The sequence below is a fragment of the Pradoshia sp. Z4_20 genome (assembly GCF_058216035.1).
Genome location: NZ_JBZAJD010000001.1, coordinates 761,172 through 777,638 on the forward strand (window position 1 = coordinate 761,172; position 16,467 = coordinate 777,638).

A 16,467-nucleotide genomic window follows, 5' to 3' on the forward strand; every position below is an offset into this window, starting at 1 on the left:
TGTATGATAGATATTATTTTTCTATAAATTTAACTTTATAGAATCGCTTTATTTATGTAAATATTCACTTTTCTATTCCTAAATATTTAGTATGCATGTATAATAAAACTGATATCGTGGATAAATTTGTATCGTTATTAGTTAATGCTTAAGGAGGTCCGGGTGATGGAAGAGAACAACATACGATTGCTTATAGTAGATGATGAGGACCGTATTAGAAGACTATTGAAAATGTATTTAGAGCGCGAAAAATATACAATTGATGAGGCTGCTAATGGGGAAGATGCTTTAGAACTTGCTTTGGCGAATGATTATGATTTAATCCTTCTGGATTTGATGATGCCTGGCAAGGATGGAATTGAGGTTTGTAAAGAACTGCGTGAAAAAAAGGCAACACCTGTTATTATGTTGACTGCTAAAGGGGAAGAAATAAACCGAGTGCAAGGTTTTGAAGCAGGCACGGATGATTATATCGTAAAGCCTTTTAGTCCAAGGGAAGTAGTCTTACGAGTGAAAGCATTGTTAAGAAGGTCATCGAAAAATTCCTATATTCAATCAGAGACCTCAACTAAAGATGTTGTCGTCTTTAATCATCTAACGATCGATAATGATGCGCATAGAGTATTGGCGGACGGTGTAGAGGTTGCATTAACACCTAAAGAATATGAACTATTATACTTTCTCGCTAAAACCCCGGATAAAGTGTATGATCGGGAACAATTGCTAAAAGAAGTTTGGCACTATGAATTCTTTGGGGATTTACGTACCGTTGATACACATATTAAAAGATTAAGAGAAAAATTAAATAAAGTATCTGAGGATGCAGCTAGAATGATTGTAACCGTTTGGGGTGTTGGTTATAAATTCGAGGTAGTCAACGACTAATGTTTTGGAAAAGTGTAGTCGGGAAACTTTGGATGACCATTATTTTGCTGTTTTCCTTCGTTCTATTCATCTTAACTGTATTACTGCTGGAGTTTTTCCATAATCAAAGTATGGAGGAAGCTAAATCTTCTTTGTTTCGAACAGCCAAACAAGTTGAAATGATTTTAGAGGAACATTCAGATATCGAGCAATCAACACAAATTGTTTGGCAAATCATCGATCCGAATAAGGATATTGTTATTATTTTAGATGATACCAATATATACAGCAGTTTGAATGATTTGAATAAGAAAGAAGTCTATCAACTCTTTTCTCGTGATGAAACCTTAAAAAAGTCATTAGTGAATGATAGACAAGTTTCAGAAACCACTTATCTATCGTCTATTTTGGGCGGGGATAATGTTACTCAGGGTACAATTGTCGGAATTCCAATCACTAATGACGGAATGGATGGCGCCATCTATGCATTTCAGTCTGTAGACTCGAGTGAGAGTACAAACGCACAAACGACAATCTTCATCTTGATAGCTGTCGGGATAGGGATTGTTTTAACGACGATTTTTGCGTTCTTCCTGTTATCAAGAGTGACTGCTCCGCTTAGAAAAATGAGGGAAGCAGCATCTGAATTGGCCAGAGGAAAATTTGACATGAAGGTTCCCATTTTAACAAACGATGAGATTGGCGAATTGGCGATTGCATTCAATCAAATGGCACGGCAGCTGAAGTATAATATGACGGCATTACAGCAGGAGAAAGAGAATTTATCGAATATTTTAATTAATATGGCTGATGGAGTGATCATGTTTAACAGAGACGGTGAAATTCTTGTAACGAATCCTCCAGCAGATGACTTTTTAAGGTATAGTTTTTTGGATGAAACCAATCAAAAAAAACAGTCTGGAAACCAAGTCCCTGATGCATTAAGCGATTTATTCCTCGAGGTTAAGGGAACGGGAAAAGCTAAAATAGCCGAGATTACCACGCAGGGGCACGATTGGGTAATACTTATGAATCCCCTTTACCGTCAAAATGATATCCGTGGAGCTGTAGCTGTATTAAGGGATATGACGGAGGAACGCCGGCTTGATAAGATGAGAAAAGATTTTATTGCCAATGTATCGCATGAGCTTCGTACGCCTATTGCTATGCTTCAAGGATATAGTGAAGCAATTATAGATGATATTGCGGAAACAGCAGATGAGAAAAAAGAAATGGCACAGGTCATATATGATGAATCATTAAGAATGGGACGCTTGGTTAATGAACTCTTAGACTTGGCTCGAATGGAAGCAGGACATCAGACTTTAAATATTGAGGAAGTAGAAGTTGGCAGCTTTCTTGGTAGAATATCGAAAAAGTTCCAGCGGGCAGCTCAGGAAAAAAATGTTGATGTCTATACAACCCTTGACCATCCTGAGGCGCTTGTTGAGCTGGACCCTGACCGCATTGAACAGGTATTCACCAACTTGATTGATAATGCCCTGCGCCATACACCTGGGGGAGGTGAAGTGCAAATTATCCAAAGAACATTGGATAATGGTACTCAATTTGACGTGAAGGATTCTGGTGTAGGTATTTCTGAGGAAGAGCTGCCTTTTGTTTTCGAAAGGTTTTACAAGGTTGATAAAGCAAGAACAAGAGGGAGATCTGGCACAGGCCTTGGCCTTGCAATAGCAAAAAATATTATTCATGGTCATGGCGGTAAAATAGATGTCTACAGCAAGGTTGGACAGGGTACGACATTTACATTTTTCCTGCCAGCGAAAAAGTAGAATTAAGAAGATAATTCTTGTTACACAAGGAACTGTTTGATGAAAGCATATCACTTAGGTGATGTGCTTTTTTGCATTCTGATACTGGACATTTTATAGGAGAGCTATTGAATCCTGATACTGGTATTTAACATGAAAAACTCTACGGAACGGTGTACAAGCACTTTTCCGGATACACCTGGGAGGATCGCTACAGACACTTCGCAGAAATTAGGAATCCGATTTGGGGAGACTATCAAATTATATGCCGAAAGAAATGACCTTCAAATAACTGATTTAACATTTATTCCTTTAACGATTGCGGCTTGGTGCCGGTATCTACTTGGTGTGAATGATGCTGGTAAAAAAATGAACATCAGTCCTGATCCTATTTTAGAAGATTTGCAGCAGTATCTTCATGGAATCGAGTTCGGCCAACCTGAATCAGTCAGTAACCACTTACAGCCTATTCTTTCAAACGAAAGAATTTTTGGGGTGGACTTGTACGAAGTTGGCTTAGGAAATACAATCGAAGAATTTTTTAAGCAACTGATTGGGGGACCCGGAGCTGTAAGAGAGACATTGCATGAGCAAATCCAAAAACATGAGAATAAAGTGGCTTATTGAACTGAGACTAAGTAATTTTAATAGAATATAAGAGGAAAGGGCATCGATAAGCTAAGCCAGCTTATGAGATGCCCTATTCTTATTATTCTATGCCTCACTCAAATTAATTGCTTTGGCGACGGATATTTCATCATTGCCGGCAAGTTCATTTATGACGGAATGAGGAATTTTTTCATCAAACGTAAGGATCATAATGGCTTCACCGCCGGCTTCTTTCCGTCCTACCTGCATGGTGGCAATATTGAGATTAAGATCGCCGAGTTTTTTACCGACAATGCCAATCACGCCTGGTCTGTCGTGGTGCTGGATATATAGGATATGGCCATCAGGGTAAAAGTCGATTTTGAAGTCATCGATGGCAATGATACGCGGCCCATATTCTTTTATATAGGTTGCTTTCATTTCAATTTGTCTGGTATCGCCTTTAATTCTTACCGTTATACTATTTGAATAACCATATGTTTCGTTTGAGATTTTTTCACCTATAGTGATGGAACGTTCCTTTGCGTATAACAGGGCATTTACTTCGTTGATGGTGACATCAGCCCGTTCTTTAAAAAATCCAGAAACAAGTGATTTTGTTAAAATTGATGAATCAAAATCAAAAGCATCACCGCCATATGTAATGGAAATTTCTTTTATGCCTTCGTTTATATATTGTGATAGGAAAGAGCCAAGTTTTTTCACTAATTGATAATATGGCTGTATTCTATTAAATAATTCAGCAGGTATAGCTGGTAAATTGATGGAGTTTGACACTGGTATTCCATCCACAAATGAGACTACTTCTTTTGCCACCTGCTTAGCCACATTTAATTGCGCTTCAGCAGTGGACGCTCCAAGGTGAGGTGTTACAATGATTTGATCCAAGGACAATAATTTATTATTCACCGGAGGTTCTTCTACAAATACATCCAGTGCAGCTCCGGCTACTTTTCCCTCAAGAATAGCATCATATAAAGCGTCCTCGTCAATTATGCCTCCTCTGGCGCAGTTGATAAGATAGACACCATCTTTGCATTTATGTATCGTATTTTTGTTTAATAAGCCTCTTGTATCCTTATTTAATGGGGTATGGACGGTGATGAAATCAGATACTTGAAGCAGGTTATCGAGTGAACCGACCGTTATGCCTAATTCTTTTGCCCGATCTGTCGTAATGAAAGGATCAAAGGCAAAAATATTCATCTGAAAAGCTCTCGCCCGCTTGGATAATTCAGTACCAATTCTCCCCATACCAACGATTCCTAACGTCTTACCTTTTAATTCAGCTCCGGCAAAGCGGTTTCGCTCCCAAGCACCATTTTTTAAAGATTGGTGAGCCTGAGGAATGTTTCGGGCCAGGGATGCCATCATGGCAAAAGTGTGTTCAGCGGTAGAAATGGTATTGCCATCAGGTGCATTGACCACAATGATTCCACGACTTGTACAGGAAGGAACATCTATATTGTCGATCCCTACGCCAGCCCGGGCTACAATTTTTAGGTTTGTCATTTTTTGAAGCAAATCATTTGTTACTTTTGTAGCACTTCTAACTAAAATTGCATCAAACTGATGCAATTCACTGCTTACTTCATCTATCTTTTTTTGGACAACCTCGATGTCATTCCTGCCAATGAATGGTGTTAAACCATCAGGCTTTATTGAATCAGCTATGAGCACTTTAAACAATCTTGTCACCATCCTGTAGAAGTATTTAATCTTGTTTCCACTCTACAAGACTTATAATCTGTGTGTCAATCAAGATTCAATATTGCAAGCGCTTACTATTTTAAAATTTTGGAAAAGTCTAATTTTTGTTGCCGGCAGATACTAAAAAGACTTCATTTTCTATAATTTAGACTGCTTAGTTGGTTCGAGGAAAATAGAGGTGAGGCCATTAATTTATGAATTTTTTACAAATATATATTTTTTGATCTATTTATATAGTGATTCTAATCTCTTGTATTATTTAGTTTAGTGGGATAAAATCAATATAGAAATGGTCTAGTTAAATATACAGGTGGAATGTCTAGCCTGATTATTTTTCTAAAGCATTTTACTAATTAAATACGGTCTATCTTCGGGGCAGGGTGAAATTCCCTACCGGCGGTGATGATTTATAATCTAAGCCCGCGAGCCTGTAAAGGCAGGATTTGGTGAGATTCCAAAGCCGACAGTATAGTCTGGATGGGAGAAGATGGAGGTCTCTGTTAACGTTCAAAAAACGATCTTTCGTGAACGTTTTGTTTCACATTGCCTTTTTCTCCCTTTATCTAATTAAGATAAAGGGATTTTTTATGGCATGGCTTCATGATTGACGTTTTAGGCAGAGCCTTTCTTCTGGAAGAGGTAGTACCAAACCTAAAGGAGAGAGGAAATAATGAAAAGCAGTGGTGTAAGTAAGATTCAAAAAATGGTTACGATTGGGATGTTGGGTGCGATTGGATATGTTCTGATGATTATTAATTTTCCATTCCCTGGTTTTCCAACATTTCTACAAATTGATTTTAGTGATATTCCAGCTTTAATTGCGGCCATCATTTTTGGGCCGGTTGCGGGTATCCTGGTAGAATTATTAAAAAATATTCTGGATTACATGATGACAGGAAGCGACACAGGAATTCCGATTGGGCATTTTGCTAACTTTATCGGAGGCGTCGCGTTTATCCTTCCAGCCTACTATTTTTATAAAAAAATCGGCACCAAAAGAGGCATGGTGTACGGACTTGTAGGAGGCACAATCGTATTAGCTTTATTTATGAGTCTTGTCAATTACTTCATTTTGCTGCCAAGCTACAGTGTGTTAATGAATTGGAACATGTCTGGTACAGAGATTCGAGCAATGATCACCACGGCGATCATTCCTTTCAATTTAATAAAAGGAACCTTAATTGCCATTGTATTTATGCTGTTATTCACTAAAATGCAGGGCTGGTTTTCGAAGCAATCTGTATTGCGAAATGTATAAAATAGATTAAATAAAAGCCTCTGCGAAACCGCAGAGGCTTTTATTAATGGGAGACTATTCGAATTTTAATGCGTCTCCGTCAAAGGATTCGTCAGCAACTTTAATAGAATCTGTTGGGCAACCTTCGAAAGCATCCATCATGTCATCAAGCAGAACATCTGGAATTTCGACAATACCTTGGTTATCATCTAAAGTAACAAATGCAATACCTTCATCATCATAATCGTAAATATCTGGAGCTGCTGCTCCGCAAGCACCACAAGCAATGCAAGTTTCTTTGTCAACAATAGTAAATTTAGCCATGCTAAATACCTCCCAGGTAAAAAAATATATATTTTGATACCGAACTGGATATCAAACCCCTCACCTTATTGTAAAACTCATGGTATAACTTTTCAATAGCCAATATTTCGCGTGTTTTTAGCGAATAAAGGAAAAATAGGCTATTGAATTTTAAGCATGAGGGTACAACTATTTGGTAAGATAAAAAGTGTCAGACATGTAGGATAAAGGGGTTAAAACATGATTATACCATATTTTGACGGATTAATACTGTATTTAATAAATGCATTAAAGGGGCAAAGAACAGTATATTCCCCTTTACATATACTTAATGGGAAAAAATCCTCTCAGCCCATTCAAGATGCTCGTTTGTTTAATATATCTCGGTTTTTTGGCGTACTTCCAAAGTTAAAAAGAGAGACTTGGGATCAAAAGATTATTGAATTAACCAAAAAAGGATATATAAAAGAAACAGGTATTAATACCTATGTCTGTACGCAGCATGGTAAACAAGCACTTTCCTTTTGGGAAAAGGATTATCCTCAGTTAACTAACCTGGATGGTCGTACCTTTCAAGATGCAGCTCATGGATTTTGGATGAGGCTGCAATTATTGGTACAAACGTCGTCCTGTTTGCTAAATGGCAATCATTCTTTCATTGCGGTTTCCCGTAATCAAGAGGAACAACTGTTAGTGAAAAAATTATTTAAAAAGATTCCTCTCTCTTCAATGGAATTGGCCCAGCTTCTATATCAGGAGCTTGATGATTTATTAAGTAATGTAAATGAAGCCGGAGCAGAATTAATTGTTTCAGCCTTCTCAGGTCACCAGCATGCGGGTTTGACAATCGAACAGGCTGCACGAAAGCTTAATATAGATGTATTTTATGCGAGACTTCTCTTTTGGGATACTATTCATTATATGCTTAAAGCCAGTGTTCAGTCTCCTTATATACTATTGAAAGAACTTGTGCTTATAGGTAAACCTGTTCAATCTCTTTTAACTGCTTCTACGCAAAGAACATTAAAAATGCTGCAAGCCGGGATGTCCAAAGAAGAAGTAGCAGCCGTACGGAATTTAAAAACGAATACGATTGAAGATCATCTTGTTGAAATCGTTTCAAACGTACCTGATTTTCCGATAGATGATTTTGTAAGTGCAACAGAGAAAGAACAAATCAAACAGGCCATTGCTACTAATGAAACAAAACAGTTAAGATCTTTAAAAATGGTCCTTCCATCTGAGATAACTTATTTTAAAATCAGGCTCGTTATGGCAACTATAAAGGAAGTGTAAGTATGCAGCCGCTAGAAGCTCAATTAGAAAAAATGTTCGGATTCCAAACGTTTCGAACTGGACAGAAGGAAGTGATAGAATCCATTATCACCGGCAAAGATACACTTGCTATGCTGCCAACTGGGACCGGTAAAACCTTGTGTTTTCAGATGCCCGGATACTTGATGGATGGATTGGTTATTATCATTTCACCATTGTTGGCTCTTATGCAAGATCAGGTAGAACAAATGAAGGCGAAAGGCGAAAAAAAGGTTGCCTCCTTAAATTCATTTTTAACCCTGCAGGAACGGGATATGGTGCTGAGGTCATTATCATTATTAAAATTTTTATATATCTCGCCAGAAATGCTGCAATCCAGATTTATTTTAGATAAATTAAAAAAGCTCAACATTGCATTGTTTGTTGTAGATGAAGCGCACTGTATATCACAATGGGGTTATGATTTTAGACCGAGTTATTTGCAGCTCGGCCGTATTAGAGAAGAACTGAATAACCCATTGACCTTAGCTTTAACAGCTACTGCTACTCCTGAGGTTCAAGAGGATATTTTAAAAAATTTATGTATGGAGGATGCGGCGAGAGTAATCCATAGTGTGAACAGGGAGAATATCAGTATCCTGGTAGAAGAAGCCGCTGATTATCAGCATAAGCTTCAAATTTTAATTGATGCACTGAATAAAGTGCCAGGTGCAGGGGTTATATATGTATCCAGCCGAAAACTTGCTGAACAATTAAGTGGATTTCTACTAGAAAAGGGCTTTGATGGTGTTGCTTATTATCATGGCGGTATGGAAACTAGTGACCGAATCCTGATTCAGCAGCAATTTTTATCTGGGCAGTTAAGAATCATCGTGGCCACCAATGCATTTGGTATGGGGATTAATAAAAATGATATACGATTTATTTTACATGTAAACATGCCGTTGAGTGTGGAGGCATATGTACAGGAAATAGGCAGGGCTGGAAGAGATGGATTGCCGGCAGTGGCCATATTGTTATATTCAGAAGGAGATGAATGGCAAGCTTCCCATCTGATTGAAAGAGATTTTCCAATTCGTTCAGAAATTGAATGGGTTATTCATCATGAGGCCTCCAATCTTACAGCTGAGGAGTTTATTGGTGATGACAAAATAGAACGGATAAAAGAATTAAATAAGGCTTTATTAAAGGGGAATATTCTTGACCCCTATGAACGAATTGAGCGAATAGATGTAGAACTGGAAAATCGAAAAAAAGAAAAACTCATGAAATTATATCTATTGAAAAAATGGATTCTTTCCACTGAGTGCAGAAAGAGCAGCATCGCTTCCTATTTTAATCAGGAGCTACAGAATAAAACAAAGACTTGCTGTGACCGGTGTGGAGCAACACTAGATGCACTTATCGCTATCCTTCCAAAACAACGGCAAGACATTCCTCGGGAAGATCAAAATTGGCGTATGCAATTGAAACAATTATTTACTGGAAGGGCAGAGTAAACAAATGAAAAATAAACAGGCAGAGCTCGTGAGTCAGTTAAAGGATGAAGAACTATACAAGGCATTGATTCAAACTCAATTGCTTTTGCTTATAATCTCCTCTTTTTTGGGGATATGGGTCTTTGATGATATACAGGAGTTTTTATTGTTATTTGATTTTCAAGATTGGTCTATCCTTCTTATAGGAATCCCAGCAGGATTGCTGGTAGTTCTCTACGACTTACTTTCGATGAGGTATCTTCCCGAGAGATACTTTAATGATGGCGGAATCAATCAACGTATTTTTAGTTCTCTCAATGGACGGCAACTAGTCTTTATTGTCCTTTTAGTTTCTATCAGTGAGGAATTATTATTCAGGGGAATCATTCAAACATATGTTGGTTTATGGATGGCCAGCCTCATATTTGCACTAATCCATATAAGGTATTTATATAATGTATACTTGTTTGTGAATATCTTACTGTTAAGTTTCTTTATTGGGTTTATCTATGAGTGGACAGGCAATTTATTTGTTACAATCGCGATGCATTTCACCATTGATTTAATCCTTGGATTTGTCATAAATAAGCAAGCTGGCAAGGTAAAAGCAGTCTTATAATAGATTTAGTAAAAGTAAGCATGTATAGGGAACGGGTAAATAAATAATGGACAAGAATTACATAATTGACCGCTTCTTTTCATAAACATGATTATGAAAAGGAGAGGTGGTTTATGGAAGCGTATATCAATGATTTGGACGAACATACCGATGAGGCTACAAAAATAATGCTCAACAATGTGGTGAAAAGAAAACGCAAGTTCGATCATTATAAATCCCGTCATTTTTTATTTATTTACATTACATTAGGTTTAACAGCAATTCTAGTTGTTTATGTATATAAGAACATTATTCCTCTTTATTCTTATTCTTTTATGTCCATGTATAACTATTTTTTTGACAATGAGTTTATCATTCTCTGTATGCTAATGCTTGCCTTTATGTATGGAGGGATGCTTTATTACAAAAAAAAGATGGACAAGGCAGAAAAGGAATTTCACGCACTGCGATGTGAGATTATAGATAGGAGTAAGGATCTATGGAAAAATGATGTAGCTTGGAAAAATAGACATATCCTCTTTAATAAATTTAAAGATTTATATGATATTAATCTTTTTCACGAAAATAAATAATTTTTCACAAAATAGGCAGGTAAAGTCTGAGATTTGTCGAATAAGTATCAATTATAGGGAATGTTTATACTAGATTGCGGTGGGGGTGCTTTGATGTTTGTAAAGAATATCATGATTTCAAAATATCATTGTCATACGGTTTCTTACAATGATACTCTTCAAGAGGTTTTCTCGGTGCTGGATGAACATCAAATTGAGGGAGTGCCAGTTCTTAAAGGAAATAAGTATATAGGTACGATCACAAGGTATCGAGTATACAAAGCAGCCTTCTTATCAGAGCTGCCGAGAGATATTTTTTTAAAGGAAACAAAAGCAGAATCGATCGCTGAGGTAAACAAAACATTAAAAGAAGACGAAATATACGAAAATATATTTTTGGACTTAAAAGAGACACCTTTATTAGCCGTAGTGGATGATTACGAGTATTTCCATGGCATTGTTACGCGCTATGATATAATTGAACAATTCCAGAGTACCTTTGGCGTTCATGTACCTGGTGTGAGGATAGCATTAACTACAGTCGAAACCAAGGGGCGTATTGCCAGGTTAACTGAGATTGCAAGGCAATATCAGCAACAAATAATTTCATTAGTTACCTTTGATGAAACCGATAAACTTTTAAGGCGCATTGTCATTAAAGTAGTGAAAGCGCCGAATGTAGATAAATTTATCCGTAAATTAGAGGAATCAGGCTTTAGAGTCTTGCATATTGATGAAAAAGTTTTGCATATTGATCAAAAATAAAGATATAAATAAATGTAGAGCTAGTCATTTATTAGGCTGGCTTCTTTTAGTTATAAGATATAAAGGATTGAAAGGGAGATACTATGGCAGTGCTGTTCTTTTTTGGTTTATTAATTGCTTTATATGTGTGCTTACTCATATATATGTACAGGCTTGCGCATCAGGACCGAGTGATTGATCATACGTTTGAATTCAGTACATTTCCAAGTGATGAGACCATCACAATCTTTTTTATTTCAGATATACATAGGCGGGTCATCAGTAATGAAATTATTGGGCAGGTAAAAGGGAAGGCTGATTTTGTTTTAATTGGCGGTGACCTAGCTGAAAAAGGGGTACCGCTAGATAGAATAAAAGAAAATTTAACTAAATTAAAAAGTGTAGGTCCTGTTTATTTCATATGGGGTAATAATGATTATGAAATAGATAGACATGAACTGGATGCACTTTTTGTAGAGTTGGATATCCATGAATTACTAGATACAAGCGTACTGTTTGAAACAAAGGATGGCGGTAAAATACGCCTGCTTGGAATTGACTTTTATGATGAAGAGGAACAAACGGGGCGGCTTGATTTGGCAATGGAAGAAGTGGAATCTGACAGTTTTAGAATTCTAGCCAGTCATACTCCGAAAATTGAAAAGGAAATTGAGAAATCATATGGAATTGATTTAGTATTGAGCGGCCATACACATGGGGGACAAATTAGGATTTTTGGAATGGGCAGATATAAATTGGGCGGCGTCAGCGAGAGGAATGATACGACCATCCTAACAAGTAATGGATATGGAACAAGCTTACTTCCGCTGCGATTAATGGCAAAACCTGAGACTCATTTAATCCATTTAAAGAAGTTAACTCCTTCATGATTTTAAAACAAGGTACCGACTGTGACTCCCTTCATACAATGGAATGGAGAGAGTAGCTACAGGAGGATTTTTTCATGAAGCTTAAACAAATCAATCCGACATTGTTCAAACTATTTATTCCCTACGATGAATTGGAAGACAGAGGTGTTACCTGTCAGGTGCTAACCAGTCATTCGGTGGAAACCCATAGCTTTTTTTATCATATTATTCAAGAAGTGCTTGAAGAATGTGGGAATTTGGTTGCTGGATTTTTTCAGATGGATGTATACTCTTATCCATGCTACGGAATCTATATAATTTTAAAAAGGGATGCGTACAATTTAAACGAAGATCTCGAAGAAGAAGAAGAAATAGAAGGGTACCTATCTGTTAATATAATGAAGCGAGATCAAGTCATATATGAATTTGCGGAGTTTGATGATGTGGTACAAGCTTGCAGAATTATAAAGACTAGCTGGAATGTGAAAGGAATCCTTTATTTTTGGAAGTCCAAATACTATTTAGAGATAAAAGAAGATACTCTTATAAACAAAGCAACTCTTATGTCTATTCTTTTGGAGTTTGGAGAATTCTCGACCTTGAGTAAAGAATACCTGTCGGATTACGGACACAGGATAAGTAAAGAGAATATAATTACTATTATAAAAAAATATTTCCTATCATAATCGCATCTAAAAGATGTGGTTATTTTTATTTAATCTAAGCGTGTTTATAAAGGCCAAAACAGTACTCTTGCACTTTCCAGGCTTTATTAAGTATACTGAATTTATAAAAGCGAATAATAAATCTGAATATTTTTTCAAAAATTTTTGTTTTGTAATTTTTAACCCTATTATTCTATTATTTCACTTTCCAGACAATTGCCAAAGTTGTATACTTATGCTGGTAGGAAAATATTACTTATTATACATCTGTAGGAGGTACTATAATGACAGCCGACCATCATTCCACTGAGGACAAACTAGATGTTTTAAAATCGACTCAGACTGTCATCCATAAGGCTTTAGATAAGCTTGGATATCCAGAAGAGGTATTTGAATTATTGAAGGAACCGCTTCGTATGCTAACTGTGAAAATCCCTGTTAAAATGGACGATGGTTCTGTAACGGTTTTCACTGGTTATCGTGCTCAACATAATGACGCTATAGGTCCGACAAAAGGTGGAATTCGTTTTCATCCTAATGTTACAGAGAATGAGATTAAAGCTTTATCCATATGGATGAGTTTGAAATGTGGCATTGTAGACTTACCGTATGGAGGGGCAAAAGGCGGTATCATATGTGATCCGCGCAATATGTCTTTTCGGGAATTGGAAAGGCTTAGCCGTGGATATGTCAGGGCGATAAGCCAATTGGTCGGTCCTACAAAAGATATCCCGGCACCGGATGTTTTCACCAATTCACAGATTATGGCCTGGATGATGGATGAATACAGTCGTATAGATGAATTTAACTCTCCGGGATTTATTACCGGTAAACCGCTTGTTCTTGGCGGTTCACATGGCAGGGAATCAGCCACTGCCAAAGGGGTAACTATTTGTATCCATGAAGCGATTAAAAAACGTGGAATGGATTTAGTAGGAGCGAAAGTTGTTGTCCAAGGCTTTGGAAATGCAGGAAGCTTTTTGGCAAAATTCATGCATGATGCCGGTGCCAAGGTAATCGGTATTTCAGATGCAAATGGGGCTTTACATGATCCCGATGGCCTTGATATTGATTACTTGCTGGATCGTCGAGACAGCTTTGGTACAGTAACCAACCTATTCACGAATACGATAACCAACCAAGAATTACTTGAACTGGAATGTGATGTTTTGGTACCTGCCGCAATTGAAAATCAAATTACAGACGAAAACGCTCACAATATACGAGCGAAGATTGTCGTTGAAGCTGCTAATGGTCCAACCACTTTGGAAGGAACGCGTATTCTAACAGATCGCGGTATACTGTTAGTACCGGACGTTTTAGCTTCTGCCGGTGGTGTTACAGTATCTTATTTTGAATGGGTACAGAATAATCAAGGATACTATTGGACTGAAGAAGAAGTTGAGGAAAAATTACAAAAAGTAATGGTTAAATCATTTAATACCATCTACGATACAGCTCAATCCCGCCGTGTAGACATGCGCCTCGCTGCCTATATGGTTGGGGTACGGAAAATGGCCGAAGCATCGCGTTTCAGAGGCTGGATTTAATACTGTAAACAATAAGAAAGTTTTCTGTCCCTCGTGAGATAGAAAACTTTTTTGCATGTGGTGGATGAGTTTAGGTTCTAAAAATGTTATTCTAAAAGGGTTATTTAAATATTCATTGAGAAGTACTAGATACTACATACAAATTGAAATTCCAGTTTACGGTTATTTGGAGGAAAGAAGTATGCACTATGAAGAAGCAATTGTGATTGGCGGCGGACCATGTGGTATGTCAGCTTCCATTAGTTTAAAGGAAATTGGTAAAAATCCATTGATTATTGAAAAGGGGAATATTGTTAATTCGATTTATCATTACCCAACACATCAAACCTTTTTCTCAACCAGTGAGAAATTAGAAATTGGGGATGTCGCTTTCATTACTGAAAATCGGAAACCTATTCGACTCCAGGCATTAACATACTATAGAGAAGTAGCGAAGAGGAAGAATCTCAGAATAAATACATATGAATGTGTGGAAGTAATAGAAAAGCAGAAGAATGGATTATTTAGAATAAAAACAACCAAAAATGAATATGAAACACCATACTGTATCATTGCAACGGGCTATTATGATCAACCAAATATGATGAATATACCAGGTGAAAATTTGGATAAGGTATACCATTATTTCAAAGAAGGACATCCTTTCTACGATATGGATGTGGTTGTGATCGGTGGCAAAAATTCAAGCGTAGATGCTGCGCTAGAGCTTGTAAAAGCGGGAGCAAGAGTAACAGTCATATATCGGGGAAATGTTTATTCAAAAAGCATTAAACCTTGGATTTTGCCCGAGTTTGAATCATATGTCCGCAACGGAATTATCAAAATGGAATTTAATTCAGTCGTAAAAGAGATTAAAGAGCAAACTGTCATTTATGAAAAAGAGGGGCAAATAATCGAAATACAAAATGATTTTGTTTTTGCTATGACAGGGTACCATCCGGATTACAGCCTTCTAACCAATGTAGGTGTTGAAATACAAAGTGATACAGGGAAACCAATGATTGATGAGCAAACAATGGAAACAAACATAGAGAACCTATTTGTGGCTGGTGTGATTGTGGCCGGAAATAATGCTAATGAAATTTTTATTGAGAATGGAAGATTTCATGGTGGACAAATAGCAAATGCGGTAAAAGATAAGGAAGGGTTGGAGTAGCATTAAGAATGCTTGATTACTTGTTAAGAGGTGTAAAATGAAAAAAATTTCACTAATTACGACTGGTGGAACGATTGCCAGTAAAGAAATCTCTAAAGGACTTCTGAATTCGGGTGCTATGAGTGGTGAGGAATTAGCAGCACTCTGTCAGTTGCCGGAGGGTTTCGATATAAAAATTATAGATTTAATGCAAAAGCCTTCCATGCATATTGGTTTCGAAGATATGGTTTTAATAAAAGAAGCCATTGAAAAGGAATTGGAGGATGAAGGAGTTTGTGGAGTGGTAGTCACTCATGGAACGGATTCGTTAGAGGAAACGGCTTATTTTCTTGATCTAACAACTAAAGATCCAAGACCAATAGTGGTAACAGGCTCACAGCGCTCCCCTCAGGATGTCGGAACCGATGTATATTCCAATTTACGGAATTCAATCTATGTAGCCGCAAATCAACACTTAAAGCATAGCGGAGTTTTGGTTGTCTTTAATGAGCGGATATATTCTGCAAGATACGTGAAAAAAGTCCATGCTTCGAATCTCCAGGGCTTTGAATCATTTGGTTATGGATATCTTGGAATCATCGATAATGATGTAGTCAGCGTCTATCAAAAGCCGATCTATAATGAATCTTACAAAATCGGTCCGGAAATACCGCGCGTTGATATCGTAAAATGCTATACAGGTGCAGATGGGATTATGATTGATGCCGCTGTAAATGCCGGCGCACGTGGAATTGTGCTAGAAGGAGTCGGCCGTGGGCAAGTAACACCTTTAATGGTCAACTCAATCCAATCTGCTTTGGATAACGGGATAACAATTGTTATCAGTACAAGTGCGGAAGAAGGAAAAGTGTATCCTGCCTATGGATACCACGGCAGTGCGCATGACCTGCAAAATAGGGGTGTGATTCTAGGTGAGGATTATGACAGCAAGAAGGCAAGATTGAAATTGGCCATATTATTATCCAATGGTAATGTCGATATCAAGGCTGCGTTTAAGTTGTAGGGTTCGAATTACACTAATCACATGAAAGCTGTGAGAATTCTTGATTTTCTTTTTTTTTCGTC

General features: G+C 37.3%; 16 protein-coding genes and 1 riboswitch. Of the genes, 14 read left to right on the forward strand and 2 right to left on the reverse strand.

The features are described 5' to 3' along the window. Positions 1-165: 165 nt before the first annotated feature. The 3 genes from AC4BHP_RS03620 (at position 166) to AC4BHP_RS03630 (ending at position 3,263) form a co-directional block, all read left to right on the forward strand. Positions 166-885 (forward strand): response regulator transcription factor, encoded by a 720-nt coding sequence (locus AC4BHP_RS03620; RefSeq protein ID WP_066107568.1) that lies wholly within the window; start codon positions 166-168, stop codon positions 883-885. Next, positions 885-2,657, forward strand: coding sequence for an ATP-binding protein (locus tag AC4BHP_RS03625; RefSeq protein WP_066107565.1), 1,773 nt, complete (start codon positions 885-887; stop codon positions 2,655-2,657). The genes AC4BHP_RS03620 and AC4BHP_RS03625 overlap by 1 nt, the downstream gene beginning before the upstream one ends. Positions 2,658-2,789: 132 nt before the next feature. Then, positions 2,790-3,263 (forward strand): mannitol dehydrogenase family protein, encoded by a 474-nt coding sequence (locus AC4BHP_RS03630; protein WP_181162015.1) that lies wholly within the window; start codon positions 2,790-2,792, stop codon positions 3,261-3,263. Positions 3,264-3,350: 87 nt separating this feature from the next. Here AC4BHP_RS03630 and serA read toward each other — a convergent pair whose 3' ends face one another. Next, entirely contained in the window at positions 3,351-4,934 is a 1,584-nt protein-coding gene (gene serA, locus AC4BHP_RS03635) for a phosphoglycerate dehydrogenase (RefSeq protein ID WP_490551310.1), read from the reverse strand. Positions 4,935-5,317: 383 nt separating this feature from the next. Continuing rightward, positions 5,318-5,448: riboswitch (FMN riboswitch) on the forward strand. Positions 5,449-5,625: 177 nt separating this feature from the next. Here serA and AC4BHP_RS03640 point away from each other — a divergent pair. Further along, the gene (locus AC4BHP_RS03640; protein ID WP_066107555.1) at positions 5,626-6,213 is read left to right on the forward strand and encodes an ECF transporter S component; all 588 of its coding nucleotides are present in this window, start codon (positions 5,626-5,628) and stop codon (positions 6,211-6,213) included. Between the two features lie 54 nt (positions 6,214-6,267). Here AC4BHP_RS03640 and AC4BHP_RS03645 read toward each other — a convergent pair whose 3' ends face one another. Then, positions 6,268-6,516, reverse strand: coding sequence for a ferredoxin (locus tag AC4BHP_RS03645; protein ID WP_066107552.1), 249 nt, complete (start codon positions 6,514-6,516; stop codon positions 6,268-6,270). Between the two features lie 219 nt (positions 6,517-6,735). On the opposite strand from AC4BHP_RS03645, the gene AC4BHP_RS03650 reads away from it, so the two are divergent. The 10 genes from AC4BHP_RS03650 to AC4BHP_RS03695 all read left to right on the forward strand — a co-directional run bounded on the left by AC4BHP_RS03650 (position 6,736) and on the right by AC4BHP_RS03695 (position 16,405). Then, a complete protein-coding gene (locus AC4BHP_RS03650; RefSeq protein WP_066107549.1) occupies positions 6,736-7,791 on the forward strand; it encodes a YpbB family protein in 1,056 nt (351 codons plus the stop codon). A gap of 2 nt (positions 7,792-7,793) precedes the next feature. Next, positions 7,794-9,269 (forward strand): RecQ family ATP-dependent DNA helicase, encoded by a 1,476-nt coding sequence (locus AC4BHP_RS03655; protein WP_148629894.1) that lies wholly within the window; start codon positions 7,794-7,796, stop codon positions 9,267-9,269. Between the two features lie 4 nt (positions 9,270-9,273). Next, complete coding sequence (locus AC4BHP_RS03660) at positions 9,274-9,867, forward strand: CPBP family intramembrane glutamic endopeptidase (RefSeq protein ID WP_066107543.1); 594 nt, start codon at positions 9,274-9,276, stop codon at positions 9,865-9,867. Between the two features lie 113 nt (positions 9,868-9,980). Then, on the forward strand, positions 9,981-10,439 hold the full coding sequence (locus tag AC4BHP_RS03665) for a YpbF family protein (protein ID WP_066107539.1): 459 nt from the start codon (positions 9,981-9,983) through the stop codon (positions 10,437-10,439). Positions 10,440-10,532: 93 nt separating this feature from the next. Next, complete coding sequence (locus AC4BHP_RS03670; protein ID WP_066107536.1) at positions 10,533-11,183, forward strand: CBS domain-containing protein; 651 nt, start codon at positions 10,533-10,535, stop codon at positions 11,181-11,183. A gap of 83 nt (positions 11,184-11,266) precedes the next feature. Then, positions 11,267-12,052: a metallophosphoesterase gene (locus tag AC4BHP_RS03675; RefSeq protein ID WP_490551311.1), complete on the forward strand. Its 786-nt coding sequence runs from the start codon at positions 11,267-11,269 to the stop codon at positions 12,050-12,052. A 74-nt stretch (positions 12,053-12,126) separates the two neighbouring features. Further along, on the forward strand, positions 12,127-12,717 hold the full coding sequence (locus AC4BHP_RS03680) for an adaptor protein MecA (protein ID WP_148629889.1): 591 nt from the start codon (positions 12,127-12,129) through the stop codon (positions 12,715-12,717). Between the two features lie 263 nt (positions 12,718-12,980). Continuing rightward, positions 12,981-14,246 (forward strand): Glu/Leu/Phe/Val family dehydrogenase, encoded by a 1,266-nt coding sequence (locus tag AC4BHP_RS03685; RefSeq protein WP_066107527.1) that lies wholly within the window; start codon positions 12,981-12,983, stop codon positions 14,244-14,246. A gap of 181 nt (positions 14,247-14,427) precedes the next feature. Then, positions 14,428-15,402: a YpdA family putative bacillithiol disulfide reductase gene (locus AC4BHP_RS03690; RefSeq protein WP_066107522.1), complete on the forward strand. Its 975-nt coding sequence runs from the start codon at positions 14,428-14,430 to the stop codon at positions 15,400-15,402. Between the two features lie 37 nt (positions 15,403-15,439). Beyond that, positions 15,440-16,405, forward strand: a complete 966-nt coding sequence (locus AC4BHP_RS03695; RefSeq protein WP_066107519.1) for an asparaginase — start codon at positions 15,440-15,442, stop codon at positions 16,403-16,405. Positions 16,406-16,467 lie beyond the last annotated feature (62 nt).